This is a genomic window from Clostridium sp. (assembly GCF_051650885.1).
Taxonomy (GTDB): Bacteria; Bacillota; Clostridia; order Clostridiales; family Clostridiaceae; genus Clostridium.
On the sequence record NZ_JBOFRG010000307.1, the window covers coordinates 1 to 1689 of the forward strand.

Here is a 1689-nt window from a genome sequence, read left to right on the forward strand (position 1 = left end):
GGGGCTGTCGCACTAAAAAGTAGTGCACAGTTCCTTTTTTATACAAAAAAACAAATCCCTAACTTCGAAAAAGTTAGGGATTCTGATAAAATGTTTGTATGCTTAAAACCAACATTTTACTTAAAGATTATACTATCAATCAACAAAATATTCAAATGAAATTTCCATTTGATATTGATATTATGATTCCGGTAAATGATTCGGTAAGACTATTAGATCAATTTGTGGAGGAACTTAATTTAGCTGATCTATATTCTACTTATTCAAAAATAAAAGAAAATCAAGTCTCACCAAGGAATTTGCTTAAAATCGTAATTTATGCTTATATGAGTGGCTTATACTCATCCCGTTCAATGGAATTAGCTTGTCATAGAGACATTAATTTTATGTTTCTTCTAAATGGAGGCTCCGCACCGGATCACTCAACATTTGCACGATTTAGAAGTTTACATTTTGCACCATGTTCTGAAAGGATTTTAGCGGAAGTAACTAATTTTCTTTACAATATTGGAGAAATTTCTGGAGAAGCAATTTTTATAGATGGAACTAAGATAGAAGCTGCTTCAAATAGATATTCTTTTGTATGGAAAAAATCAGTTACAAAAAATTTAGAAAAACTATTAATTAAGATAGCCGACCTTGTACAAGAATGTGAAGAATTGTACGGAATAAAAATAGCCTACAATGGTAAAATTCATCAGAAAGATATAAAAAAATTAAAAAGGCAATTATATAAATTAAAAGATCAAGAAGAAATAAAATTTGTACATGGAAAAGGTAAAAGAAAAAGTTCGATACAAAAGTCTATCGAAACACTTAAAGAGTATAGTTTAAAAATTAAAGATTACACTAAAAAAATATATACTTGTGGTAAGCGAAATAGTTATTCAAAAACTGATGAAGATGCAACTTTTATGAGAATGAAAGAAGATCATATGATGAATGGACAACTTAAACCAGCCTATAATATACAACATGGTGTTGATTCAGAATATATTACATGGCTTACTAGTGGACCACAACCTACAGATACAACTACTTTAATTCCATTTCTAAAAAGTATGGAAGAACATCTAAATTTTAAGTATTCAAAAATCGTTGCGGATGCCGGTTATGAAAGTGAAGAAAATTATTCATTTTTAGAGAATAATAATCAAATAGCATTTATAAAACCATCTAATTATGAAATATCTAAAACACGAAAATTTAAAAATGATATTGGGAAAATAGAAAATATGGAATACAACCCTATATCTGATACTTATACATGTTTAAACGGAAAAAAATTATCAGTTGATGATATTAAATTTAGAAAATCTAAAACAGGTTACGTAAGTGAAAAAACTGTTTATATATGTGAAGATTGTAGTAACTGTAATCATAAATCTAAATGTATAAAAGGAAATAATTCTAAAAAGCCACTAGAAGAAAGAACTAAAAAATTTGAAACAGCAAAAAAGTTCAATAGTCAAAGAAAAGCTGATTTAGAAAGAATTTTAACTGATGAAGGTTGTGTTTTAAGAATGAATAGAAGTATTCAAGCTGAAGGGTCTTTTGCACAAATAAAACAAGATATGGGCTTCAGGAGATTTTTATCGAAAGGTAAACAAAATGTGCTTGCTGAAAGTGTTTTACTTGCTATTGGACATAATATTAAAAAGTTACATAATAAAATTCAAGGAAATCGTA

General features: G+C 27.8%; 1 protein-coding gene. It reads left to right on the plus strand.

What is annotated here, in order from left to right; genetic code table 11:
- Positions 1-98: 98 nt before the first annotated feature.
- On the plus strand, positions 99-1689 hold a 1591-nt coding region (locus ACRC28_RS14775), incomplete at its 3' end, for an IS1182 family transposase (RefSeq protein WP_438544202.1).